Consider the following 24545-nt stretch of genomic DNA (forward strand, 5'->3'; position numbering starts at 1 on the left):
GCCCGTACCGTCGCCGAGCGGGTCGCCGAGGAGCTGCGCACTCCGCTCGGCGAGGCCGTCGGCTGGAAGGTGCGGTTCACCGACCAGGTGAACCCGGACGCCACCTTCGTGAAGCTGATGACGGACGGCATCCTGCTCGCCGAGATCCAGACCGACCGCGAACTGCGCGCCTACGACACGATCATCATCGACGAGGCCCACGAGCGGTCCCTCAACATCGACTTCCTGCTGGGCTATCTCGCCCAGCTGCTGCCCAAGCGGCCGGACCTCAAGGTCGTCATCACCTCGGCGACCATCGACCCCGAGCGCTTCTCCCGGCACTTCGGGGACGCCCCGATCATCGAGGTCAGCGGGCGGACGTACCCCGTGGAGGTGCGCTACCGGCCGCTGCTCGAAGCGGAGTCCGAGGACGCCGACCGCGACCAGATCACCGCGATCTGCGACGCGGTCGAGGAGCTCCAGGCCGAGGGCAAGGGCGACATCCTCGTCTTCCTCTCCGGCGAGCGGGAGATCCGCGACACGGCGGACGCGCTGGAGAAGAAGAAGTACAGATTCACCGAGATATTGCCGCTGTACGCCCGGCTGTCGCACGCCGAGCAGCACCGGGTCTTCCAGCAGCACACCGGACGCCGGATCGTGCTGGCCACGAACGTCGCCGAGACCTCGCTGACCGTCCCGGGCATCAAGTACGTCATCGACCCCGGCTTCGCCCGGATCAGCCGCTACAGCCACCGCACCAAGGTCCAGCGGCTGCCCATCGAGCCGGTCTCGCAGGCCAGCGCCAACCAGCGCAAGGGCCGCTGCGGCCGTACCTCCGACGGCATCTGCATCCGGCTGTACAGCGAGGACGACTTCCTCGCCCGGCCGGAGTTCACCGACGCGGAGATCCTGCGCACCAACCTGGCCTCCGTCATCCTCCAGATGACCGCGGCCGGCCTCGGCGACATCGAGAAGTTCCCCTTCATCGACCCGCCGGACCACCGCAACATCCGCGACGGCGTGCAGCTCCTCCAGGAACTGGGCGCGATCGACCCCGCCGAGAAAGACCCCCGCAGGCGGCTCACCGACACCGGCCGCAAACTGGCCCAGCTGCCCGTGGACCCGCGGCTGGCCCGGATGGTGCTGGAGGCGGACCGCAACGGCTGTGTCCGCGAGGTCATGGTCATCGCGGCCGCCCTGTCCATCCAGGACCCGCGCGAACGCCCCGCCGACAAGCAGGCGCAGGCCGACCAGCAGCACGCCCGCTTCAAGGACGAGACCAGCGACTTCCTCGCCTACCTCAACCTGTGGCGGTATGTGCGCGAGCAGCAGAAGGAGCGCGGCTCCAGCTCGTTCCGGCGGATGTGCAAGCAGGAGTACCTGAACTTCCTGCGCATCCGCGAATGGCAGGACATCTACACCCAGCTGCGGACCGTGGCCAAGCAGATGGGCATCCACCTCGCCGAGGAGGACTCCCCGGCCGACCGCGTGCACGTCTCCCTGCTGGCCGGCCTGCTCTCCCACGTCGGGATGAAGGACGTACGGGAGGGCAACAAGAACGAGTATCTGGGCGCCCGCAACGCCAAGTTCGCGATCTTCCCGGGCTCGGCACTGTTCAAGAAGCAGCCCAAGTTCGTGATGTCGGCCGAGCTGGTGGAGACCAGCCGGCTGTGGGCGCGGGTCAACGCGAAGATCGAGCCCGAGTGGGTCGAGCCGATCGCCGGGCACCTGCTGAAGCGCACGTACAGCGAGCCGCACTGGGAGAAGGACCAGGCGGCCGTGATGGCGTACGAGAAGGTCACGCTGTACGGCGTGCCGATCGTCGCCCAGCGCAAGGTGAACTACGGCCGGATCGACCCCGAGGTCTCCCGCGAGCTGTTCATCCGCAACGCGCTGGTGGAGGGCGACTGGCGCACCCACCACAAGTTCTACGCCGACAACCGCAAGCTCCTCAGCGAGGTCGAGGAGCTGGAGCACCGGGCCCGGCGCCGGGACATCGTGGTGGACGACGAGACGCTGTTCGACTTCTACGAGCAGCGGGTGCCCGAACACGTCGTCTCCGGAGCGCACTTCGACTCCTGGTGGAAGCGGAAGCGGCACGAGCAGCCGGACTTCCTGGACTTCGAGCGGGAGATGCTGATCCGCGAGTCCGCGGAGGCCGTCACCAAGGACGACTATCCGGACAGCTGGCGGCAGGGGGCCCTGAAGTTCCGGGTCACCTACCAGTTCGAGCCGGGCGCGGACGCGGACGGTGTGACCGTGCACATCCCGCTCCAGGTCCTCAACCAGGTCACCGACGAGGGCTTCGACTGGCAGATCCCGGGCCTGCGGGAAGAGGTCGTCACGGAGCTGATCCGGTCCCTGCCCAAGCCGATCCGGCGCAACTACGTGCCCGCGCCGAACTACGCCAAGGCGTTCCTGGAGCGGGCGGTGCCCCTCCAGGAGCCGCTGACCGTGACGATGGCGCGTGAGCTCAAGCGCATGGTCGGGGTGCCGTTCGAGGCGGAGGACTTCGACTGGGCCAAGGTCCCCGAGCATCTTCGGATCACCTTCCGGATCGTCGACGAGCGGCGCCGGAAGCTGGCCGAGGACAAGGACCTGGAGGCGCTGAAGCTCCAGCTGAAGCCGAAGGCGCGCAAGGCGCTCTCCCAGGCCGCGGCGGCGACCGCGTCCCGCGAGGGCGGGCCCGCGCTGGAGCGCGAGGGGCTGACCGACTGGACGATCGGCACGCTGAGCCGGGTCTTCGAGACGCGCCGGGCCGGACAGCCGGTGAAGGCGTACCCGGCGCTGGTGGACGACGGCGACACGGTCTCCGTACGGCTCTTCGACACGGAGGCCGAGCAGGCGGAGGCCATGTGGAAGGGCACCCGGCGGCTGATCCTGCGCAACATCCCGGTGAACCCTGCCAAGTTCGCGTCCGAGAAGCTCAGCAATCAGCAGAAGCTGGGGCTGTCCGCCAATCCGCACGGATCCATCCAGGCTCTGTTCGACGACTGCGCGATGGCCGCCGCGGACAAGCTGATCGCGGACTTCGGCGGCCCTGCGTGGGACGAGGAGTCGTACCGGAAGCTGTACGACAAGGTGCGCGCCGAGATCGTGGACACCACGGTGCGCACGGTCGGCCAGGTACAGCAGGTGCTGGCCGCGTGGGGGGCCTGTGAGCGGCGGCTGAAGGCCGTGCGCAGCCCCGCGCTCCTCGCGAACCTCACGGACGTCCGCAAGCAGCTGGACGCGCTGGTGAAGCCCGGGTTCGTCACCTGGGCGGGGATACGGCGGCTGCCGGATCTGATGCGGTACCTGGTGGCGGCGGACCGGCGGCTCCAGCAGATGCCGGCGAACGTGCAGCGGGACACCACGCGCATGGAGAAGGTCCACGAGATGCGGGACGAGTACGCCTGGCTGCTGGAGCAGCTTCCGCAGGGGCGGCCCGTTCCGCAGCAGGTCCTGGACATCCGCTGGATGCTGGAGGAGCTGCGGGTCAGCTATTTCGCGCACGCGCTGGGCACGGCGTACCCCGTCTCCGACAAGCGGATCGTGAAGGCGATCGACGCGGCCGCACCGTAACCGACCGCTCACAGGGGGTGAGTTCGACCTGGCGGGCTCACCTCCTGTACAGTCTCATCTCGCAGCACAAAGCAACAAGCCAAGTGCCGCGAAACATGGTCCTGTGGAGCAGCTTGGAGTGCTCGCCACCCTGTCAAGGTGGAGGCCGCGGGTTCAAATCCCGTCAGGACCGCAGTAGAAGTAAGGCCCGCATCCCTTGAGGATCGCGGGCCTTACTCATGTCCGCACCCCAAAGGGGAAGTCGCACCCGCACGGCGCCGCCTGGCGGCCCCTGAGGGCAACGAAAGTCGGCAAACCCGATCAGAAGCCCACGCGGCTCCTTCTGGACGCTTACGGACGCTTCCATGCCGTCGCGCGGCCTTGACTGCGTCCGCTTCGCTCGGTACCCAGAAGGACATGGGGACATCGGTCAGGCATGAGACGCGGGCACTGCTCCGCGCGCACCTCGCGGCCGCCTTGTCGTACCGGCATCTCACCCGGCACTGCCCGGTCTGCCACCGGCTGCTGCGGCTGGCGATGAGCGAGGGCCGGCCATCCCGTACGGCGTGACCGGCGCGGGCCCCAACTCCCTTTCACACAGGGGATAGTGGAACTGGTGATTCCATTAGCGTACGCATGCCCGGGGCAACAAGTAGCCTGGCATGTGACGGGTGTCACTGCATGAGTTTTCAGAACTCTGCAACTTACACCCCTCCTACAACGGGTCAATTTAATATGTGCAATTGCACTCCATACCGAAGTGCACCCTCGACACCCTCACCGACCCCTCGCCCCGCCCCCGACCAGCGCACAAAACAGATCGCGCTGGACCCGGCGGAGTCCAGCGCGATCGACGACGCACCCTGTGTCGCTTGCCTACAACGTTCTTTTCGGCCTGGGCGTGGGGCCTGTTGGGGCAGGTCCCGCGTCGCTTGAAGCTAGGGTTTCGGGCGCCTCGACAGGTTGGGGGGCCTGCCGTTTTGCCCTGTATTCAGTTGTTCCGCCTGCTCGGTCAGGCCTCGCTGCGCTGCTGCGGGATGCCCGCCAGCAGAGCGCGGACCTCAGCCTCGCGGTAACGGCGGTGCCCGCCGAGCGTGCGGATCGACGTGAGCTTGCCGGCCTTCGCCCACCGCGTGACCGTCTTGGGGTCGACGCGGAACATGGTGGCGACCTCAGCCGGGGTCAGCAGCGGCTCGGCATCAGGGGTGCGAGCGGTCATGAGCGGCCTCCTCGGGAGAACCGAACCTTCTCGGTTCTTTCCTCTAAATTCTGCACCTTGACCCGCGTTGCCCGAAATGGCGGACGCGAGTCGAGTCGGTTATAGGACGAACGGCTTGTCCTCGGCACTACAACTACACCATCTGTCCAGCCCGGTCGGCCAAACCGATGGAATTGCCCTCCCAGGTGTTCATCAGCGACGGAAGCCGATGGACCATGCCATAGCGGACAGTCACGCCACCGTGACGATCAGTCACAGGGCGATCAGGAGGCACCAGACCCCCCAAAGCGTGCAATGCAGAGATTCCGCCCATAGTGCACCACACTTGGACGGAAGGAACCCTCCCCGGACTCCTTGTCCTATTTTGGCATGAGGAGGGGGAAGAGGCGCAAGGGCCCCGTACGTGCAGTCCATCACCTTTCGGGCGTCCTTGACGCAAACGCCCGGATCGGGGCCGACGCCCCGTCAGTTGGGTGAAACGCGCTTGACCGTACGCCGTTGGACACCGTCTGAGCTGTGGCGCGGATCACGTTTTGGCGGTTTCTGTTTGAACGTCAGTTCGCCGAACGCCGATCCCGCACCGCACGCCACCGCTCCACGAGCCGCGCGTACGCCTCCCCGGCCGCCGCCTCGTCCCCTTGGCGCAGCGCCTCGATGCCCTCGGCCACGTCCGCCGCCGAGTGGTCGTCCGCCAACTCGTCGGCCGGCAGCACATGCACCAGACCGCCGTAGTCCAGCTCCACCAGCGACCTCGGATGGAACTCCTCCAGCCAGCGGCCGACGTCCAGCAGACCGTCGAGCAGCGGCCCTTCCCCCACGGACTCCTTCAGAGTGCGCAGCGCCCTGGCCACCCGGCGCCGGGCCTGCACCATCGGCGTGCGGTAGCGCAGCACCGGGGGCGCCTCGGCGGTCCCCTTGTCGTACCGCCGTTCCTCGTCCGTGACCAGCACGAACCAGTTCACCGGCACCTGCCAGGTCGCCGTGCGGATCCACGGGCGCGCGTCGGGATTGCGCCCGAGCCAGCGCTCGTAGTCCAGGGCCGCCTGCCGGCGCACCACCGGGGGCAGCACGGCGTCCAGCACCGGCGGGGGCAGCTCCGCGCCGAGTTCCTCCAGCGCCTGCCAGCCGCGCAGCCGGGTCCGCCAGGGGCACACGCAGACCACCCCGTCGACCTCCAGCACAAAGGCGTCGCCGCTCTCGCGCACCGGCACCGCGATGGGCGGGGTCGGCACCAAGTCGGCCAGCGAGCGCCGCAGTTCGTCCTGGTACGTGGGCCGGTCCTGGCGGCGGGCATAGCGCGCCCAGTGGCCGCGCTCCGGCTCCGGGAAGGCGCCCAGCGGCTCGTACACGCGCAGGTAGGCGGCATAGGGGACGACCACGGAGGACACCTTCGGCACGCCTGCTCCCTCCCCATCGAACCCGGCTGGAAACACTGCAAATCGTGCCATGGCCAGAGGGGTGCGGTGAGCCCGTGCGAGTGATCCTGAACACTGCGCGGACGGTGCCCGGACCCAGGCTCTACGCTCATGCCACCAGCACCCGCCACCCGTACGGGAGCTGACCCCACTCGCCGCTAGTACACAGGAGTCACCACAGTGACCGACGTAACCGGCGCGCCTGCTGATGTCCTGCACACCCTGTTCCACTCGGAGCAGGGCGGTCATGAGCAGGTCGTGCTCTGCCAGGACCGCGCCAGTGGCCTCAAGGCCGTGATCGCGCTCCACTCCACCGCTCTGGGCCCGGCCCTCGGCGGTACCCGCTTCTACCCGTACGCCACCGAGGCCGAGGCCGTCGCCGACGCGCTCAACCTCGCGCGCGGGATGTCGTACAAGAACGCCATGGCCGGCCTGGACCACGGCGGCGGCAAGGCCGTGATCATCGGCGACCCGGAACGCGACAAGACCGAGGAACTGCTGCTCGCCTACGGCCGGATGGTCGCCTCCCTCGGCGGGCGCTACGTCACCGCCTGCGACGTCGGCACCTATGTGGCCGACATGGACGTGGTGGCCCGCGAATGCCGCTGGACCACCGGCCGCTCCCCGGAGAACGGCGGCGCCGGCGACTCCTCGGTGCTGACCTCCTTCGGCGTCTACCAGAGCATGCGCGCCTGCGCCCAGCACCTGTGGGGCGACCCCTCGCTGCGCGACCGCACGGTCGGTGTCGCCGGGGTCGGCAAGGTCGGCCACCATCTGGTGCGCCACCTGCTGGACGAGGGTGCGAAGGTCGTCATCACGGATGTCCGCCCGGACGCCGTCCAGCGGATCCTCGACGAGCACGAGGGCGTGACGGCGGTCGCCGACACCGACGCGCTGATCCGTCTGGAGGGCCTGGACATCTACGCGCCCTGCGCGCTCGGTGGCGCCCTGAACGACGAGACCGTGCCGGTGCTCACCGCCAAGGTGGTGTGCGGCGCGGCCAACAACCAGCTCGCCCACCCGGGTGTGGAGAAGGACCTCGCCGACCGCGGGATCCTCTACGCGCCGGACTACGTGGTGAACGCGGGCGGGGTCATCCAGGTGGCCGACGAGCTGCACGGCTTCGACTTCGAGCGGTGCAAGGCGAAGGCGACCCGGATCTTCGACACCACGCTGGCCATATTCGCACGTGCGAAGGAAGACGGGATTCCGCCGGCCGCGGCGGCCGACCGGATCGCCGAGCAGCGGATGGCCGAGGCGCGCGCGGGCCGCACCGGGCACTGACCCGGTCGCGCGGAGGCTCCGCGCACCCGAGTTCGCACACATGAGCGGTACCCGCCGAGGGCTGGTTAGAGAGAACTCTCACTTCCATCGGCGGGTCGTTCCCCGATAAGTGGTTAAAATCGCCACTGACCAGCGAGGACAGGGCGCCTCGAAGGTTCTGTGCACACGCGCGTGCTGCGGGCGACGTACCGTATGGGCGCGGGCTCAGGTACCGTGGAAGCCCTACGGACCGGCCTCTCCACGGAGAGTCCGATCCAGATCGTGAACGCGTGTCAGACTCTGGGGCCGTCGAGCCCCGTCACCGAGGGGGTCGAGCCATGGGGCGCGGCCGGGCCAAGGCCAAGCAGACAAAGGTCGCCCGCCAGCTGAAGTACAACAGCGGTGGGACTGACCTGTCACGTCTGGCCAGTGAACTGGGCGCATCAACTTCGAACCAGCCGCCGAACGGCGAGCCTTTCGAGGACGATGACGATGACGAGGACGACCTTTACTCCCGTTACGCCGACCTCTATGAGGACGACGATGACGAGGACGACGGTCCCTCACAACACCGTCGCGGCGCTTGACCTTGCACTGAGCACCAGTCCGGTCGGTGGCACAGCCACCGACCGGCTTCTGTGCTACCCGCGAGCAGGTCTCGCGGGCACCACACCGTAGGCGTCAGTTCGCGTAGTCCCCCACCAGCTCCGCGCCGCTGTCCTTGTCGCCACGCTCGGTGATCTCGCCGGCCACCCAGGCTTCGACGCCCCGGTCGGCCAGCGTCGCGAGGGCCACCTCGGTGGATTCCTCGGGGACGATCGCCATCATGCCGACGCCCATGTTCAGCGTCTTCTCCAGCTCCAGGCGCTCCACGTTCCCGGTCCTGCCGACCAGGTCGAAGATCGCGCCCGGGGTCCAGGTGGTGCGGTCGACCACGGCGTGCAGATCGTCCGGGATCACCCGGGCCAGGTTGGCCGCGAGCCCGCCGCCGGTGATGTGGCTGAAGGCGTGCACATCGGCCGTGCGGGTCAGCGCCAGGCAGTCCAGCGAGTAGATCTTGGTGGGCTCCAGCAGCTCCTCGCCGAGGGTGCGGCCGAGTTCGGCCACCTCCGACTCCAGGGCCAGGCCCGCCGTGTTCAGCAGGACGTGGCGGACCAGGGAGTACCCGTTCGAGTGAAGCCCGGAAGCCGCCATGGCGATCACGGTGTCACCCTTGCGGATGCGATCCGAGCCGAGCAGCCGGTCGGCCTCCACGACGCCCGTACCGGCGCCCGCGACATCGAAGTCGTCCGCGCCGAGCAGGCCCGGGTGTTCGGCCGTCTCACCGCCGACCAGGGCGCAGCCGGCCAGTACACAGCCCTCCGCGATGCCCTTGACGATGGCGGCGACCCGCTCGGGGTGGACCTTGCCGACACAGATGTAGTCGGTCATGAACAGCGGCTCGGCGCCGCACACCACGATGTCGTCCATGACCATGGCGACCAGGTCGTGGCCGATGGTGTCGTAGACGCCCAGGCGGCGGGCGATGTCCACCTTGGTGCCCACGCCGTCCGTGGCGGAGGCGAGCAGGGGGCGCTCGTAACGCTTGAGGGCGGAGGCGTCGAAGAGTCCGGCGAAGCCGCCGATGCCGCCGAGGACCTCGGGACGCCGGGTCTTCTTGACCCACTCCTTCATCAGCTCGACGGCGCGGTCGCCCGCCTCGATGTCGACGCCCGCCGCTGCGTAGCTGGCACCAGTTGTCTCAGACATGACTGTGAGAGCTTTCGTGTCGTACTGCGGGGTGTTACGGGCGGCGGATCGCGTCGGCCGCGGCCGTTTCGGCGGGACCGGCCGCCAGCTCGGTCTCCAGCAGCTGCTTGCCGAGCAGTTCCGGATCCGGCAGCTCCATCGGGTACTCGCCGTCGAAGCAGGCGCGGCACAGGTTCGGCTTCGCGATGGTGGTCGCGTCGATCATGCCGTCGATGGAGATGTAGGAGAGCGAGTCGGCGCCCAGGCTGGTGCCGATCTCGTCGATCGTCATGCCGTTGGCGATCAGCTCCGCGCGGGTGGCGAAGTCGATGCCGAAGAAGCAGGGCCACTTCACCGGCGGCGAGGAGATGCGGATGTGCACCTCGGCGGCGCCCGCCTCGCGGAGCATGCGCACCAGGGCCCGCTGGGTGTTGCCGCGCACGATCGAGTCGTCCACGACCACCAGGCGCTTGCCCTTGATGACTTCCTTGAGCGGGTTCAGCTTCAGCCGGATGCCCAGCTGGCGGATGGTCTGCGAGGGCTGGATGAACGTACGGCCCACATAGGCGTTCTTCACCAGTCCCGCGCCGAACGGGATGCCCGAGGCCTCGGCGTAGCCGATGGCGGCCGGGGTGCCCGATTCCGGGGTCGCTATCACCAGGTCGGCCTCGACCGGGGCCTCCTTGGCGAGCCGGCGGCCCATCTCCACCCGGGAGAGGTACACGTTCCGGCCGGCGATGTCGGTGTCCGGGCGGGCCAGGTACACGTACTCGAAGACACAGCCCTTGGGCTTTGCTTCCGCGAATCGCGAGCTGCGCAGGCCGTTCTCGTCGATGGCGACGAACTCGCCCGGCTCTATCTCGCGGACGAAGCTGGCTCCGCAGATGTCCAGGGCGGCGGACTCGGAGGCGACCACCCAGCCGCGCTCCAGGCGGCCGAGGACCAGCGGGCGGATGCCCTGGGGGTCACGGCCGGCGTAGAGGGTGTGCTCGTCCATGAAGACGAGCGAGAAGGCGCCCCGGACCTGTGGGAGGACCTGATGGGCGGCCTCCTCGACGGTCAGCGGCTTGCCGTCCTCGTCGACCTGGGCGGCGAGCAGCGCCGTCAGCAGGTCGGTGTCGTTGGTGGCCGCGACCCGGGTGGAGCGGCTGTTGTTCTCGTTCGGGAGTTCGGCGACCATCTCGGCGAGCTGCGCCGTGTTGACCAGGTTGCCGTTGTGGCCGAGCGCGATCGAGCCGTGCGCGGTGGCACGGAACGTCGGCTGGGCGTTCTCCCACACGGAGGCGCCGGTGGTCGAGTAGCGGGCGTGTCCGACCGCGATATGACCCTGGAGCGATCCGAGAGAGGTCTCGTCGAAGACCTGGGAGACCAGGCCCATGTCCTTGAAGACGAGGATCTGGGAGCCGTTGCTGACCGCGATTCCCGCGGATTCCTGACCCCGGTGCTGGAGGGCGTAGAGCCCGAAGTACGTGAGCTTTGCGACCTCTTCACCCGGAGCCCAGACACCGAAGACGCCACACGCGTCCTGGGGGCCTTTCTCTCCGGGGAGCAGGTCGTGATTGAGTCGACCGTCACCACGTGGCACGGCACCGAGTGTAGGCGAGATCGACCACTGGTCCGAATTGGGGATACGCGGTCGTAACGGCCGGGTGGTTACCGGATCACCTTGTCGCTTTCCGCGTCTACGCAGGTCAGCGCGGCGTTTCTGGCATCATTCGGGGATTTCTCCGGCCGCCCGCGACTTCTCGCGGGGCGGTTTGGCCGTATGCGTGAGTGAGGTGTCGCACATCATTCTGGTGTGCTGCGGGTGAGGTTGACGTGGTCTCCGTGACTCGTGGTGAGCGTGAGCTTGCCGTGGTCGGGGGTACCGGTGAGCGCCTGGCCGCCGAGCAGCCCGCCGAGCAGCCGCTCGAACGCCATCCGGGCGTCGTCGCAGGCCATCTTGGTGGTGCGCAGCGGCCCGAAGGTGACGCCGTCGCCGCGCAGGGTGACGGGGGCGCTGAAGCTGTTGCAGCCGAGGTTGCCCGCGGCGGTCCCGTCGTCGCGGACGAGCAGCCGGGCGGAGGCCGACGCGGGGTGGGTGGCGCCCTGGGCGGTGACGCTCACGACGCGCCACTCGACGCCGGTCAGGGGTTCGTCGACGGTCACCGCTCCACTGTGCGCGGGCGCGGCGCCGCAGGCCACCGCCAGGGGGAGGAGAAGGGCGAGGATGGCGGGCGCTTTGGTCCGTTTCATACCGTTACGACGGCCGGCCGTCGCAACGGGTTCCCTCGGTCCCCCTCAGGACATGACCGGCAGCAGCCCGCCGATATCGGCCCGCTCCCCGCTCGCGCTGACCTTGGCGTCGTCCACGGCCGTCCGCCAGTCCGTCCGGCCGGTGGCGAGCCGTACCCAGGTCAGCGGATCGGTCTCCACCACATTGGGCGGGGTGCCGCGGGTGTGCCGGGGCCCTTCCACGCACTGCACCACGGCGTACGGCGGCACGCGCACCTCGGTGGAGCCGCCGGGCGCCTTCGCGGCGAGCGCGTCGGCGAGCAGCCGGGTGGTGGCGGCCAGCGCCTGCCGGTCGTAGGGCACGTCGAGCCCCGGCACGGCCGCGTTCAGGTCGTCGGTGTGCACGACGAGTTCGACGGCCCGGGTGACCAGGTAGTCGTCCAGGGACAGGACACCGGCGTTGGTCGGCAGCAGCCGGCCACCGGGGTGCTCGGCGAGGAGGCCGCGCAGGGAAGCGTCGATGTCCGCGAGATAGGCGTCGAGGTCGGGATGCTCGGCGGTCAGGTCCCGGGTGAACGCGTCGATGGCGGCGGAGTTGGCTGCGGTCGCGAATGGCCAGTCGAGCAGCACGGCGTCCGCCGTGGCCGGCTCGGGCTGCGCGAGCGCCCGCTGTACGGCCGTCACCGCCATCCCGATGTGCACGACCAACTCCCGCACGGACCAGCCCGCGAGCCGGGTCTCCCCCGCCAACTGCTCCTCGCCCAGCCCCCGTACGGCCTCCCGCACCGCCCCGAACTGACCGAGGACCGCGGCACGGGTCCGGACGGGATCGTAGGTACGGGCACGCTTCTTGGCCGGGGGCATGGGGGGAGCTTATGCGCACTCACCTGTGTGGGTGAGCAGCAACGGAAACCGCGCGGCGCGGCCAGGGGCGGGCAACACTGGCTTCCGCCTGGAAGGGGGTGCAACATGACGGTTATGGCCGAGCGCACGTCTCAGATGTCGGTGCAGGAGTTCGAAACGATCGCCTCCGCCGCTCCCGAGACCGTCACGTTGGAGTTCATCAACGGACGGATCGGAGTCAAGAAGGTGACCGATGGGGACCACAACGTGATCGTCTCCTGGCTGGCTCGACGGTGTATGCAGGGCCGGCCCGACTTGGATCTGGTCTACGGCCAAGGACTCCGGGTGGAGGCATACCGAGAAGGCAGGGCAAAGCCAGATGCGGTGCTGGCACCCATGGCCCATTTCGCGGGACATGGCGAGTGGGCCGACCCGGCCGGAGCTCTCATGGTCGTCGAGGTCACCTCGTACGACTCGGACACCGACCGGCGGGACCGGCACGAGAAGCCGACCGCGTACGGACAGTCAGGAATCCCGCTGTACCTCTTGATCGACCGGGACGCCTGCACCGTCACCGTGCACAGCAACCCGGACCGGCACGTCGGTGGATACCGCGACGTCCACACCGCGAAGTTCGGGGAGAAGGTGCTCGTGCCCGGCCCGATGGACATCGAGCTGGACACGGAGATCCTGAAGAACTACGTCCGCTGAACCTCGCGAGAATCCCCCGCCCGGAACCTGAATCCGGGCGGGGGAGGCCGGTTCCGTGCCTACGCCAGCAGGGACGGGATCGTGTTCTCGTGAGCCTCGCGCAGGTCGGCCAGGGAGAGGGTGAACTCACCCTGGATCTCCACCGAGTCGCCGTCCACGACACCGATGCGGGTGACCGGGAGGCCACGCGCGCCGCACATGTCGTTGAAGCGCAGCTCCTCCGAGCGGGGGACGGCCACGAGGGCGCGGCCGGCCGACTCGGAGAGCAGGAAGGTGAAGGCGTCCAGGCCGTCCGGGACGACCAGGCGCGCACCCTTCCCGCCGAGCAGGGCCGACTCGACCACGGCCTGGATCAGACCGCCGTCGGACAGGTCGTGCGCGGAGTCGATCATGCCGTCGCGGGAGGCGGAGATCAGGATCTCGGCCAGCAGCCGCTCACGCTCCAGGTCGACCACCGGAGGCATACCGCCCAGGTGGTCGTGGATCACCTGGGACCAGGCCGAGCCGCCGAACTCCTCGCGGGTGTCGCCGAGGAGGTAGAGCAGCTGCCCCTCCTCCTGGAAGGCGACCGGGGTACGGCGGGCGACGTCGTCGATCACACCGAGGACCGCGACGACCGGCGTCGGGTGGATCGCCGCCTCGCCCGTCTGGTTGTAGAGCGAGACATTGCCGCCGGTCACCGGGGTGCCGAGTTGCAGACAGCCGTCCGCGAGGCCGCGTACCGCCTCCGCGAACTGCCACATCACCGCCGGGTCCTCGGGCGAGCCGAAGTTCAGGCAGTCCGAGACCGCGAGCGGCTTCGCGCCCGTCGTCGCCACGTTCCGGTACGCCTCCGCCAGCGCCAGCTGCGCACCCGTGTACGGGTCCAGCTTGGCGTAACGGCCGTTGCCGTCCGTCGCGATGGCGACGCCGAGGCCGGACTCCTCGTCCACCCGGATCATGCCCGAGTCCTCGGGCTGCGCCAGCACCGTGTTGCCCTGCACGAAGTGGTCGTACTGCTGCGTGATCCACTTCTTGGACGCCTGGTTCGGGGACGCCACCAGCTTCAGGACCTGCTCGCGCAGCTCCTCCGAAGTCGCCGGGCGCGGCAGCTTGTTCGCGTCGTCGGCCTGGAGCTCGTCCTGCCAGGAGGGGCGCGCGTACGGCCGCTCGTAGACCGGGCCGTCGTGCGCGACCGTGCGCGGGTCGACGTCCACGATCTTGCCGCCGTGCCAGAAGATCTCCAGCCGGTCGCCGTCGGTCACCTCACCGATGACCGTGGCGATGACGTCCCACTTCGCGCAGATCTCCAGGAAGCGCTCGACCTTGGCCGGTTCCACGACCGCGCACATGCGTTCCTGCGACTCGCTCATGAGGATCTCCTCGGGCGAGAGCGTCGAGTCGCGCAGCGGGACGTCGTCCAGGGTCACGCGCATGCCGCCGGAGCCGTTGGACGCCAGCTCGCTGGTCGCGCAGGAGAGTCCGGCCGCGCCCAGGTCCTGGATGCCGACGACCAGCTTCTCCCGGAACGCCTCCAGGGTGCACTCGATGAGCAGCTTCTCCTGGAAGGGGTCGCCGACCTGCACCGCGGGCCGCTTCGAGGGCTTCGCGTCGTCGAACGTCTCGGACGCGAGGATCGAGGCGCCGCCGATGCCGTCTCCGCCGGTCCTGGCGCCGTACAGGATGACCTGGTTGCCCGCGCCCGAGGCCTTGGCGAGGTGGATGTCCTCGTGCCGCATCACACCGATGGCACCGGCGTTGACCAGCGGGTTGCCCTGGTAGCAGGCGTCGAAGACGACCTCGCCGCCGATGTTGGGCAGGCCCAGGCAGTTGCCGTAGCCGCCGATGCCCGCGACCACGCCCGGCAGGACGCGCTTGGTGTCGGGGTGGTCGGCCGCGCCGAAGCGCAGCGGGTCGACCACCGCGACCGGGCGGGCGCCCATCGCGATGATGTCGCGGACGATGCCGCCGACGCCGGTGGCCGCGCCCTGGTAGGGCTCCACGTAGGAGGGGTGGTTGTGCGACTCGACCTTGAAGGTGACCGCGTAGCCCTGGCCGACGTCCACCACACCGGCGTTCTCGCCGATGCCGACGAGCAGCGCGTCCGACTCGGGCGCCTTCTCCCCGAACTGGCGCAGATGGACCTTGGAGGACTTGTACGAGCAGTGCTCGGACCACATGACCGAGTACATGGCGAGTTCCGCGCCGGTCGGGCGGCGGCCGAGGATCTCCACCACCCGCTCGTACTCGTCCTTCTTCAGGCCGAGTTCGGCCCAGGGCAGCTCGACGTCGGGGGTCGCGGCCGCGTGCTCGACCGTGTCCAGAGGCGTCCGGCTCATGCGTTGACCAGCTTCTTGAGGATCGAGGTGAAGAAGGGGAGGCCGTCGGTGCGGCCGGAACCGATCAACGGCTCGACGGCGTGTTCGGGGTGCGGCATCAGGCCGACGACATTGCCCGCCTCGTTGGTGACGCCGGCGATGTCGTTGAGCGAGCCGTTCGGGTTGAAGCCCACGTAACGGAAGGCGACACGGCCCTCCGCCTCCAGCTTGTCGAGCGTGTACGGGTCGGCGACGTACCGGCCGTCCATGTTCTTCAGCGGGATGTGGATCTCCTGGCCCTGGCGGTAGTCGCCGGTCCAGGCCGTCTCCGCGTTCTCCACCCGCAGCTTCTGGTCACGGCAGATGAAGTGGAGGTGGTCGTTGCCGAGCATCGCGCCGGGCAGCAGATGGGCCTCGGTGAGCACCTGGAAGCCGTTGCAGATACCGAGGACCGGGAGGCCGGCCTTCGCCTGCTCGATGACCGTGTCCATGACCGGCGAGAAACGGGAGATGGCGCCGGCGCGCAGATAGTCGCCGTAGGAGAAACCACCGGGCAGGACCACGGCGTCGACCTGCTTGAGGTCCTTGTCCTTGTGCCAGAGGGCGACCGGTTCGGCGCCCGCGAGACGGATCGCGCGCTGGGTGTCCCGGTCGTCCAGGCTCCCCGGGAAAGTGACGACGCCAATACGAGCGGTCACTTCGCCGCCTCCGCGACTTCCGCGCCCTCTTCCACCTTGACGGTGAAGTCTTCGATCACCGTGTTGGCGAGGAAGGATTCCGCGAGATCACGGATGCGGGCGAGCGCGGCCTCGTCGACCGGGCCGTCAACTTCCAGTTCGAAACGCTTTCCCTGACGGACGTCCGAGATCCCCTCGAATCCCAGGCGCGGCAGCGCACGCTGGACCGCCTGGCCCTGGGGGTCGAGGATCTCCGGCTTGAGCATGACGTCGACTACGACGCGTGCCACTGGCACTCCCGATGTGTGGTGCTGAGCAGGTTCCTTCAGACTACCCGCACAAAATTTCTACGCGAGTAGAGTTGGAGGAAACTACGTGAGGCGCATCACGATCGGGTGTCGGAGCCCGGTGGTCGTGAAAAGTTCTGGGAAAGTTCGACGGGCCGCCCGCAACCCCTATTGCGTTCGGACACGCGGACGGATTTAGTCGGGCTTCACTTTGCATTGCCGGGCACTGTACAAATGAATTGGCAATAGCCGATACTCGGCACGTCAACGCCGGTGAGCTGTATCGACGTGCCGCACGAAGGGACCGATATTCGTGGCGCAAAAGGTCGTGGTCACTCTCTTTGACGACATCGACGGCTCGGAAGCGGCGGAAACGATCGCCTTCGGACTCGACGGCAAGTCGTACGAGATCGACCTGAACGAAACCAACGCCAAGAAACTGCGCAAGGCGCTCGCGCCGTTCGTCGAGGCCGGCCGCAAGCGGTCGCGCTCCGGCAAGGCGTACAAGCAGACCGAGGTGGCTCCCGACCCGGCGGCCGTGCGCGCCTGGGCCCAGGCCAACAAGATGGACGTGCCCGCGCGCGGGCGCATCCCCAAGAAGGTCTACGAGGCGTTCAGCAGCGCGCAGTGAGGCGTGCCAGGCCCGCGAAGGGGCGGCGCCCAGGGTCCGTCAGCGGGCCCTGGGCGCCGTGCACTTGGGGCGCCGGGGCGGTCGCCCGGGGAGCCGACTTGCGCTACCCCCCTGCTGATCAGCTAATGTCTGAGACACGCCGAAGGGCAAGGCCGAAAAGCCGAAACCCCGAGGATCGTGCGGGTGTAGTTCAGTAGTAGAACATCCCCCTTCCAGGGGGAAGGCGCAGTGTGCGATTCCTGTCACCCGCTCTGGCATCGGCCGTCCCGACCACTCTTGTGGATCAGGTAGGCTGGTGCTCGCACCGATCGGTGGGAGCCGGTCGGGGGCAGTGCGGACGTAGCTCAGTTGGTAGAGCGCAACCTTGCCAAGGTTGAGGTCGCGAGTTCGAGCCTCGTCGTCCGCTCCAAAGAAAAGCCCCGGTCTTCATGACCGGGGCTTTTTTGTGTCGCCGCTCGGCACCGTCCTGACATTTGTCATGCCGGCCGATGACACCGCGCACTGCCGGCCCTCCCCGGACGCCGGGACGCTGAGGACATGGACATCGACGGGCACGAGCGGGTGATCGAGGTCACCGGCCTCACACGTGTCTACGGCGCCGGATCCGACGGATTCGAGGCCGTACGCGGAATCAGCTTCTCCGTGGCGCGCGGGGAGATCTTCGCGCTGCTGGGCACCAATGGCGCGGGCAAGACCTCCACCGTGGAACTCCTGGAAGGGCTCGCCGCGCCGACCGGCGGCGAGATCAGGGTCCTCGGCCACGATCCCTACCGGGAACGGACCGCCGTACGCCCCCGCACCGGCGTGATGCTCCAGGAGGGCGGCTTCCCCGCGGAGCTGACCGTCGCCGAGACCGCCCGGATGTGGGCGGGCTGCACCAGCGGCGCCCGGCCCGCGGCGGAGGTGCTGGCGCGGGTGGGGCTCGGGGACCGGCTCGGGGTACGGGTCAAACAGCTGTCCGGCGGCGAACGGCGCCGGCTCGACCTCGCGCTCGCCCTGCTCGGCGACCCCGAGGTGCTCTTCCTGGACGAGCCGACGACCGGCCTGGACGCCGAAGGCCGCCGGGACACCTGGGAGTTGGTGCGCGCGCTGCGGGACGCCGGCACGACCGTGCTGCTCACCACGCACTATCTGGAGGAGGCCGAGGGCCTGGCCGACCGGCTCGCCATCCTGCACGCGGGCCGCATCGCCGCGGCGGGCACCCCGGCCGAGGTCACCGCAGGCCGCCCGGGCCGGATGGCCTTCCAGCTGCCCGAGGGCTACCACCTGGGCGATCTGCCCCCGCTGGCTGCCCTCGGCGTCTGCGGCCATGAGCACGAGGGCCGGACCGTACGGCTGCACACCACCGACCCCCAGCGCACCGCCGCCGGCGTCCTCGCCTGGGCCGACCGCACGGGCCTGCGGCTGCACGCCCTCGATGTGCGCTCGGCCTCCCTGGAGGAGGCGTTCCTGGGGATCGCCGGGCATGACAGCAAGCTCGGTCAGGGGCTCGGTCAGGGGGTGGCGGCGTGAGCGGGACGGCAGCTGAGCGGACGTACACGAGCGAGGGAGGGAACGGCATGAGCGGGGCCGTACGGACGTCGGCGGGACGGCAGTTGAGGACATCTGCGGGACGGCGGTTGGGAGCGCTCGGGCGGGCCGAACTCGCGCTGCTCGGGCGGAACCGGGGGGCCGTGGTCACCGCGCTGCTGGTGCCGCTCGCGCTGCCGTTCACCGTGCGCGGGGCGTACGCGCGGCTCGATCTGAAGGCGCACGGGGTGAGTGCCGGCATCGCGATGCTGACGGCCGCCATCGGCTTCTCCTTCCTCTTCGCCGTCTACACCGCGCTGGTCGGCGCGTTCGTCGCCCGCCGCGAGGAACTCGTCCTCAAGCGGCTGCGCACCGGCGAACTCTCCGACACCGAGATCCTCACCGGCACCGCCCTGCCCGCCGTCGGACTCGGCCTCGCCCAGGTCCTGGTGCTGTCCGTCGGCTGCGCCCTGCTGCTGCACACCGGCCCGCCGAAGGCGCCCTGGCTGATCCTGCCGGGGCTGCTGTCCGGCTTCGTGGTGAGCGCCGCGCTCGCCGCCGTCACCGCGTCCTTCACCAGGACCACCGAGAGCGCCCAGGTGACCGCGCTGCCCCTGCTCCTCGTGTCCATGCTCGGCTCCGGGATCACCGTCCCCGCCGCGGCCCTGCCCGACCGGATCGCGTCCCTGTGCGCGCTGCTCCCGCTGTCCCCGGCGATCCGACTGGTCGAGGCGGGCTGGACCGGGCGGCCGAGCGGCCCGGGGACACCGGCCGCCCTGGCCACCGCGCTGGCCTGGACCGTGGTGGCGGTGTTTGCTGTACGACGGTGGTTCCGCTGGGAACCGCGGCGCTGAGGACGGGGGTGCGGCGCATGCTGGGGCGGCTGCGGGGCTGGCAGCGGCGGTACTGGGGCGAGCGGAGCAAGGCGGAGCGGGTCGAGCTGCAGAGCGTGGTCACCTGGAACGCCACCATCTGGGTGTTCCCGCTGAGCTGGCTGCTGCCCCCCATCACGGTCGGCCTCCACCGGCACCCCGGAGCCCTCGCGCTCGGCGCCCTGCTGATCGCCGTCGGTCTGCTCCAGTGCCTGGTCGCCTGCCGGCTCACCCGCCCGGCGCTCGACCACTACCTCGGCCGGTCCGAACTGCCCGTGCGGGCCCACCGCGGTCCGGCCCTGCTGCTCGCCCTGGCCCTCGCCCTGCTCGTGACGCTCGTCGCGCTCGGCAGGCTCAACGGGCCCACCAGCCGGATGGTGCTCGGCGCGGTGCTGGTGTCCTTCGGCATGACCTACGCGCTCACCGTCCCCGTGGCCGTGTTCCTGCGCCGGGCCGCCGCCCTGTCGGCGCTGCTCGTGGTCGTCCTGCTGCTCGCCCACCCCAGCGGCCTCGGTGCGGCGGCGACCGCGCTGGCCGTCGCCTTCGCCACCGCCTTCACCCTGCTGGCCGCCCGCTGCGGTGCCTGGACCCTCGCGGTGCTCTGGGAGGCCGAGCGCGGCCGGGAGATCCAGGCGCGGCTCGCGGTCGCCGAGGAGCGGCTGCGGTTCGGGCGCGATCTGCACGACGTCCTCGGGCGGAACCTCTCCGTGATCTCCCTCAAGAGCGAACTGGCCGTCCAACTGGCCCGGCGGGGGCGGCCGGAGGCGGTGGAGCAGATGATCGAGGTGCAGCGGATCGCGCAGGAGTCCCAGCGGGAGGTGCGGGCCGTCGTACGCGGTTACCGTGAAGCCGATCTGGGTGCCGAACTCGCGGGTGCGCAAGGTGTGTTGGAGGCGGCCGGGATCGGCTGCGAGGTGCGCGCGGAGCCGGCCGGGCTGCCCGCCGGGGTGCAGTCGGCGCTCGGCTGGGTGGTGCGGGAGGCGACCACCAATGTGCTGCGGCACGGGGACGCGCGGCGGTGCGCGGTGGGGCTGGCGGTACGGGAGGGAGTGGTGGTGCTGACGGTGGAGAACGACGGGGTGCGGAGCGCCGCGACGGGTACGAGCGGCGGGTCGGGGCTCGCCGGGCTGCGGGAGCGCCTCGCGGCGGTGGGCGGGACGCTGGCGGCCGACGTCGCGGGCGAGGACGGGTTCCGGCTGGTGGCCGAGGTGCCGTTGCCGGAGGGGACGCCGCTGTCGGACGAGGTGCCGCGAGCGGCGCGGGAAGTGAGTGACGTCACGTCATGAGTGATCCGGTACGGCTGCTGCTCGCCGACGACGAGCATCTGATCCGGGGCGCGCTGGCCGCCCTGCTCTCGCTGGAGGACGATCTGCTGGTGGTCGCGGAGGCGGCCACGGGGCCCGAGGCGCTGGCGATGGCGCGGGCGCACGCCCCCGATGTGGCGGTGCTGGATCTCCAGATGCCGGGCGCGGACGGTGTGAGGGTGGCCACATCGCTGCGCGCCGAACTGCCCGGCTGCCGGGTGCTGATCGTCACCGGTCACGGTCGGCCCGGGCATCTGAAACGGGCGCTCGCGGCGGGGGTGCGCGGGTTTGTGCCGAAGACCCTCAGCGCCCGGCGGCTCGCCGAGATCATCCGGACCGTGCATGCCGGAAACCGTTATGTGGACCCGGAATTGGCGGCCGACGCGATCTCCGCCGGGGACTCCCCGCTGACCGCCCGGGAGGCGGAGGTGCTGGAGCTGGCCGCCGACGGGGCGCCGGTCGCGGAGATCGCCGAGCGGGCCGCGCTGTCCCCCGGGACCGTGCGCAACTACCTCTCCTCCGCCGTCACCAAGCTCGGCGCCGAGAACCGGCACACGGCAGTGCGTCTCGCCCGCGAGCGAGGTTGGGTATAGTAGCTGTCGCGCCACGGCGCACTGCGGACGTAGCTCAGTTGGTAGAGCGCAACCTTGCCAAGGTTGAGGTCGCGAGTTCGAGCCTCGTCGTCCGCTCCAGAGAAAGACCCCGGTCCATCGGACCGGGGTCTTCTTCGTGTCCCTAGGACCAGCTGGTGCCGGTGAGACGCTCGTACGCCTCCACGTACTTGGCGCGGGTGGCGTCCACGACCTGCTGCGGCAGCGCCGGCGGGGGCTGCTCGCTCCTGCGGTCCCAGCCGGACTCCGCGGAGGTCAGCCAGTCGCGCACGAACTGCTTGTCGTACGACGGCTGCGCGCGCCCCGGCTGCCACTGGTCGGCCGGCCAGAAGCGGGAGGAGTCCGGGGTGAGCACCTCGTCGGCGAGGACGAGCGTGTCCCCGTCGAAGCCGAACTCGAACTTGGTGTCCGCGAGGATGATGCCCCGCTCGCGGGCGATGTCGCGGGCCCGGGAGTAGACGGCGAGGGTGGCCTGGCGCAGCTGGGCGGCGGTCTCCGCGCCGACCTGGCGGGCGACCTCCTCGTACGAGACGTTCTCGTCGTGCTCACCGACCTCGGCCTTGGTGGCCGGGGTGAAGATCGGGGCGGGCAGCTCGGAGCCGTCGACGAGGCCCTCGGGGAGGGCGAGGCCGCACACGGTCCGGGACTCCTCGTACTCCACCAGGCCCGAGCCGGTGAGATAGCCGCGGGCCACGCACTCGACCGGGACCATCTTCAGGGACGTGCAGATCAGGGTCCGGCCCGCCCAGTCGGCGGGGGCGCCGGCGGGGAGTTCCTCGGAGATCACATGGTTCGGGGCCAGGTCGCGCAGCTGGTCGAACCACCACAGGGAGAGCCGGGTGAGGACACGGCCCTTGTCGGGGATCTCCGTGGGGAGCACCCAGTCATAGGCGGACATGCGGTCGCTGGCGACCATCACGAGGTCGCCCGCCTCGTTCCGGTACAGGTCCCGCACCTTTCCGGTGTGCAGGTGCACCAGGCCCGGAACCTCGATCGGCTCGGGCTTTTCTACGAATCCGGACACGGTTCCTCCCCGTGGTTCTGTCCAACTGCCTCGATTCTCCCTTATGGGGGCGGTCGGTTTCGGTCAGGGGTCGTCCGGGGCCGGGAGGCGGCTCAGTCGCGTTTGCAGATGCGGTCCAGGAGGTTGGCCGTGGCCCGCTGGATACGGGGGTCCACATGGCCGGGGCGGTCCAGGGCCGGGGACCAGGCGAAGGTGCCGGAGGCGAACACCCAGGCGCCGGACGGGGCCCGGTACAGGGAGGTCTCCTGATGGCGCAGGGTGCCGCCGGTGTCGGTGTAGGGGGAGTGGGCGAGCAGGATGCGCTCGTCGTGCGCGGGCAGCGCGGTGCGCGGGAAGTACCGGTCGGCCTCGCCCGCGACCAGGCCCGGGATCTCGTCGCCCTCGTGTGCGCCGGTGGCCTCCCACAGCCAGTGCCGGGCGTTGCGCACGATCAGCGGGCGCGGTTCGGGGACCCGGCCCGCGTACTGGATGCCGATCAGCTCCTGTTCGGGGCGGTCGACCTCCCGCCAGAGCACCGGCTTGCCGGGGCCCTTGCGCTTGCGGCAGGTCAGCAGCCGGTCCGGCGTCCCGGACGGCGAGGCGCCCAACTCGACCTGCCAGTACATGGTGTTGGCGGACAGGAAGACCAGCGAGGTGCCGTGGTCGCGGGCCCGCTCGGCGGCGCGGCGCATGGGCCCCGTCCAGTACTCGTCGTGGCCGGGGAAGATCAGGCCCCGGTAGCGGGTGGGGTCCACCCGGCCGGCGTGCAGATCGCGGGCGTCGGCGTAGGCGAGGTCGTAGCCGTAGCGCTCGGCCCAGCGGATGACGTCGTAGGCGTGCCCGACGTGCAGCGGCAGGCCCGCGCCCGCGTACGGGCGGTCGAAGGAGACCGTGGTCGCGGCGTCCGCCTCGCCGAGCAGCGCGCCCTGTTCGTCCCAGGCGTGGTAGAGGCTGGCGCCGGTGTGGCCGTCCTCCGGGTACAGGTTGTACGCCTGCCAGGTGACGTCGGGCAGCAGCAGGAGGAGATCGGCCGGGCGGTCGTCGCGGACCGTGAACGGCACATGGGAGCGGTGGCCGTCGGCGGTGGTCAGTACGGCCACATAGGCGCCGACACTCCAGTGCGGGGGCACCTGGAGGCGCCAGGACTGCCACCAGTGGTGGCAGGAGACCGTACGGTCTGCGGTCAGCGGCGGGGACTGCACGATGCCGGACAGCCGGGGGCTGGTGGTGATCTTGGCGGCGCCGTCGCCCGCGTAGTGGCCGATCCGGTAGATGTCGACGGCGAACTCCTGCGGCGGGTCGACCGTGATGTGGAAGTCGATCGCCTCGCCGGGCGCGACCGCGCCGGTGGCGGTGAAGCCCTTGATCTGGCGGTGCACGTCGTCGGCCGAGCGGGGGCCGCCGGGGGAGGTGCGCGGCGCGGGGATGCGCGCGTCGCCCCGGGTGTGCTGCTGGGGTACGGCGTCGACGTACCAGGGCACGACATGGCCGGTGTCGTCGAAGTAGGTCTCGCTGCCGCGCAGCCAGGGCACCGGGCCCAGGCCGAAGGGATCGGTGACGGCGTGCGCGATCGCTCCGGACTCCCAGCGGCGGATGTGGTCCGAGGCCATGGTCACTCCCCTCCCCGAGCCCCCCGATGTCCTGTGGGCGGGTGGTGCTCGCGGTGCTCGGCCGTGCTGTCGTATGTCGCATGCCTTTGCCAGGTGCGTGATGGTTCCAGCACATCACATAACGCACGGGCTCGGTCACTATTCGTTGCGAATTGACCTGAAGTGGAAGCCGAGGCTCCCGTTGGGCGAGGCGTCTCGGCTGTCAGACGAGGCGTATCGGCTTCTCGGGGCGTATCCCCGCGGCGGCCAGCCAGTCGCGCAGCGGGCCCGGGTCGCCCTCCTCGATCAGGCTCAGCACCCGGGGGGTCAGGTCGGCCGCCCGCTCGCCGTGCAGCAGCAGGGACGGGCCGTCCAGCCAGTCCAGCGCCGGGACCGCGCCCGCGGTGTCGACGGCGGCGCAGCACACCATCGCGGTGACGTGGTCGGTCAGCAGTTCGCGGGCGGTACGCGGGGGCTGGAGGGGGACGAGGGGCAGCGCGCCGCCGTCCCAGAGGGTGCAGGGCGGGCTCTGGCCCGCGGCGGTGGCGCCGCGCGGCACGGCGTTCTCCTCCCGGGCCACCTCGGCGCTGAGGCCGGCGGCGAGGAGGGCGCTGCGTTCGGTGCCCGGGTCGTCGTCCTCGTCGGGGTCGTCGGCCGCCGCGAGAGCGGTGTCCGCGTCGGTGCGGGCGTCGGTGCGGGCGGGGACGAGGGCGGCGCCGGGCCACCGGGCCAACGGGCCCGCGGGGCCCGTTGGCCCGGTGGCGGGGTCCATGGGCTCGGTGGCGGGGGCCGTCGGCACGGCGGCGGGGTCCGTCGGCTCGGTGAGGTGGTCCAGGATCCGGGCCAGGGT

At 70.1% G+C, this 24545-nt stretch carries 21 protein-coding genes, 4 tRNA genes and 1 pseudogene; 14 read left to right on the top strand and 12 right to left on the bottom strand.

The window, feature by feature from the left end:
- The 3 genes from hrpA to CCN72_RS39510 form a co-directional block, all read left to right on the top strand.
- On the top strand, positions 1-3543 hold a 3543-nt coding region (gene hrpA, locus CCN72_RS05055), incomplete at its 5' end, for an ATP-dependent RNA helicase HrpA (protein ID WP_086806501.1).
- A 97-nt stretch (positions 3544-3640) separates the two neighbouring features.
- Positions 3641-3715, top strand: a tRNA-Asp gene (locus CCN72_RS05060).
- Positions 3716-3939: 224 nt separating this feature from the next.
- On the top strand, positions 3940-4092 hold the full coding sequence (locus tag CCN72_RS39510) for a DUF6274 family protein (protein ID WP_167408644.1): 153 nt from the start codon (positions 3940-3942) through the stop codon (positions 4090-4092).
- 442 nt (positions 4093-4534) lie between these two features.
- Here CCN72_RS39510 and bldC read toward each other — a convergent pair whose 3' ends face one another.
- Positions 4535-4741: a developmental transcriptional regulator BldC gene (bldC, locus tag CCN72_RS05065; RefSeq protein ID WP_003949541.1), complete on the bottom strand. Its 207-nt coding sequence runs from the start codon at positions 4739-4741 to the stop codon at positions 4535-4537.
- 554 nt (positions 4742-5295) lie between these two features.
- Positions 5296-6138: a DUF8083 family protein gene (locus CCN72_RS05070; protein WP_086806502.1), complete on the bottom strand. Its 843-nt coding sequence runs from the start codon at positions 6136-6138 to the stop codon at positions 5296-5298.
- A gap of 198 nt (positions 6139-6336) precedes the next feature.
- Here CCN72_RS05070 and CCN72_RS05075 point away from each other — a divergent pair, with 198 nt between their 5' ends.
- Positions 6337-7440, top strand: a complete 1104-nt coding sequence (locus CCN72_RS05075; protein WP_086806503.1) for a Leu/Phe/Val dehydrogenase — start codon at positions 6337-6339, stop codon at positions 7438-7440.
- A gap of 317 nt (positions 7441-7757) precedes the next feature.
- Positions 7758-8006 (top strand): DUF3073 domain-containing protein, encoded by a 249-nt coding sequence (locus tag CCN72_RS05080; protein ID WP_085565502.1) that lies wholly within the window; start codon positions 7758-7760, stop codon positions 8004-8006.
- A gap of 94 nt (positions 8007-8100) precedes the next feature.
- On the opposite strand, the gene purM is transcribed toward CCN72_RS05080, so the two are convergent.
- From purM to CCN72_RS05100, 4 genes are all read right to left on the bottom strand, one after another.
- Positions 8101-9168: a phosphoribosylformylglycinamidine cyclo-ligase gene (gene purM / locus CCN72_RS05085; RefSeq protein ID WP_086806504.1), complete on the bottom strand. Its 1068-nt coding sequence runs from the start codon at positions 9166-9168 to the stop codon at positions 8101-8103.
- Between the two features lie 34 nt (positions 9169-9202).
- Positions 9203-10732, bottom strand: coding sequence for an amidophosphoribosyltransferase (purF, locus tag CCN72_RS05090; RefSeq protein WP_085565504.1), 1530 nt, complete (start codon positions 10730-10732; stop codon positions 9203-9205).
- 203 nt (positions 10733-10935) lie between these two features.
- The gene (locus tag CCN72_RS05095; RefSeq protein ID WP_086806505.1) at positions 10936-11382 is read right to left on the bottom strand and encodes an META domain-containing protein; all 447 of its coding nucleotides are present in this window, start codon (positions 11380-11382) and stop codon (positions 10936-10938) included.
- Between the two features lie 45 nt (positions 11383-11427).
- Positions 11428-12225 (bottom strand): maleylpyruvate isomerase family mycothiol-dependent enzyme, encoded by a 798-nt coding sequence (locus CCN72_RS05100; protein WP_086806506.1) that lies wholly within the window; start codon positions 12223-12225, stop codon positions 11428-11430.
- 105 nt (positions 12226-12330) lie between these two features.
- Here CCN72_RS05100 and CCN72_RS05105 point away from each other — a divergent pair, with 105 nt between their 5' ends.
- The gene (locus tag CCN72_RS05105; protein ID WP_086806507.1) at positions 12331-12915 is read left to right on the top strand and encodes a Uma2 family endonuclease; all 585 of its coding nucleotides are present in this window, start codon (positions 12331-12333) and stop codon (positions 12913-12915) included.
- 59 nt (positions 12916-12974) lie between these two features.
- Here the strand turns inward: CCN72_RS05105 and purL are convergent, their stop codons facing one another.
- Genes purL through purS form a run of 3 tightly spaced genes read right to left on the bottom strand, consistent with a single transcriptional unit; the run spans position 12975 to position 16179 of the window.
- On the bottom strand, positions 12975-15233 hold the full coding sequence (purL, locus tag CCN72_RS05110; RefSeq protein WP_086806508.1) for a phosphoribosylformylglycinamidine synthase subunit PurL: 2259 nt from the start codon (positions 15231-15233) through the stop codon (positions 12975-12977).
- Positions 15230-15910, bottom strand: coding sequence for a phosphoribosylformylglycinamidine synthase subunit PurQ (gene purQ, locus CCN72_RS05115; protein ID WP_086806509.1), 681 nt, complete (start codon positions 15908-15910; stop codon positions 15230-15232). The genes purL and purQ overlap by 4 nt, the downstream gene beginning before the upstream one ends.
- Positions 15907-16179: a phosphoribosylformylglycinamidine synthase subunit PurS gene (gene purS / locus CCN72_RS05120; protein WP_037650676.1), complete on the bottom strand. Its 273-nt coding sequence runs from the start codon at positions 16177-16179 to the stop codon at positions 15907-15909. Before purS ends, purQ begins: the two co-directional genes overlap by 4 nt.
- Before the next feature lie 310 nt (positions 16180-16489).
- On the opposite strand from purS, the gene CCN72_RS05125 reads away from it, so the two are divergent.
- The 8 genes from CCN72_RS05125 to CCN72_RS05160 all read left to right on the top strand — a co-directional run bounded on the left by CCN72_RS05125 (position 16490) and on the right by CCN72_RS05160 (position 21184).
- Entirely contained in the window at positions 16490-16807 is a 318-nt protein-coding gene (locus CCN72_RS05125; protein ID WP_037650674.1) for a histone-like nucleoid-structuring protein Lsr2, read from the top strand.
- Positions 16808-16986: 179 nt separating this feature from the next.
- Positions 16987-17058 (top strand) — tRNA-Gly (locus tag CCN72_RS05130).
- An 82-nt stretch (positions 17059-17140) separates the two neighbouring features.
- Positions 17141-17216, top strand: a tRNA-Gly gene (locus CCN72_RS05135).
- Positions 17217-17344: 128 nt separating this feature from the next.
- Positions 17345-18319 (top strand): ABC transporter ATP-binding protein, encoded by a 975-nt coding sequence (locus CCN72_RS05140; protein WP_086806510.1) that lies wholly within the window; start codon positions 17345-17347, stop codon positions 18317-18319.
- Positions 18320-18366: 47 nt separating this feature from the next.
- The gene (locus tag CCN72_RS05145) at positions 18367-19170 is read left to right on the top strand and encodes an ABC transporter permease (RefSeq protein WP_086806511.1); all 804 of its coding nucleotides are present in this window, start codon (positions 18367-18369) and stop codon (positions 19168-19170) included.
- 17 nt (positions 19171-19187) lie between these two features.
- A complete protein-coding gene (locus CCN72_RS05150; protein WP_086806512.1) occupies positions 19188-20474 on the top strand; it encodes a sensor histidine kinase in 1287 nt (428 codons plus the stop codon).
- A complete protein-coding gene (locus tag CCN72_RS05155) occupies positions 20471-21085 on the top strand; it encodes a response regulator transcription factor (RefSeq protein ID WP_085565513.1) in 615 nt (204 codons plus the stop codon). The genes CCN72_RS05150 and CCN72_RS05155 overlap by 4 nt, the downstream gene beginning before the upstream one ends.
- A 23-nt stretch (positions 21086-21108) precedes the next feature.
- A tRNA-Gly gene (locus tag CCN72_RS05160) sits at positions 21109-21184 on the top strand.
- A 43-nt stretch (positions 21185-21227) separates the two neighbouring features.
- Here the strand turns inward: CCN72_RS05160 and CCN72_RS05165 are convergent.
- The 3 genes and pseudogenes from CCN72_RS05165 to CCN72_RS05175 all read right to left on the bottom strand — a co-directional run.
- Positions 21228-22127, bottom strand: a complete 900-nt coding sequence (locus tag CCN72_RS05165) for a phosphoribosylaminoimidazolesuccinocarboxamide synthase (protein ID WP_086806513.1) — start codon at positions 22125-22127, stop codon at positions 21228-21230.
- Positions 22128-22219: 92 nt separating this feature from the next.
- Positions 22220-23716, bottom strand: a complete 1497-nt coding sequence (locus tag CCN72_RS05170) for a N,N-dimethylformamidase beta subunit family domain-containing protein (RefSeq protein ID WP_086806514.1) — start codon at positions 23714-23716, stop codon at positions 22220-22222.
- A 202-nt stretch (positions 23717-23918) separates the two neighbouring features.
- Positions 23919-24545: pseudogene (locus CCN72_RS05175) on the bottom strand (hypothetical protein); the annotation flags it as partial.

The organism is Streptomyces murinus (assembly GCF_002154555.1).
In the GTDB taxonomy this organism is placed as follows: domain Bacteria; phylum Actinomycetota; class Actinomycetes; order Streptomycetales; family Streptomycetaceae; genus Streptomyces; species Streptomyces murinus.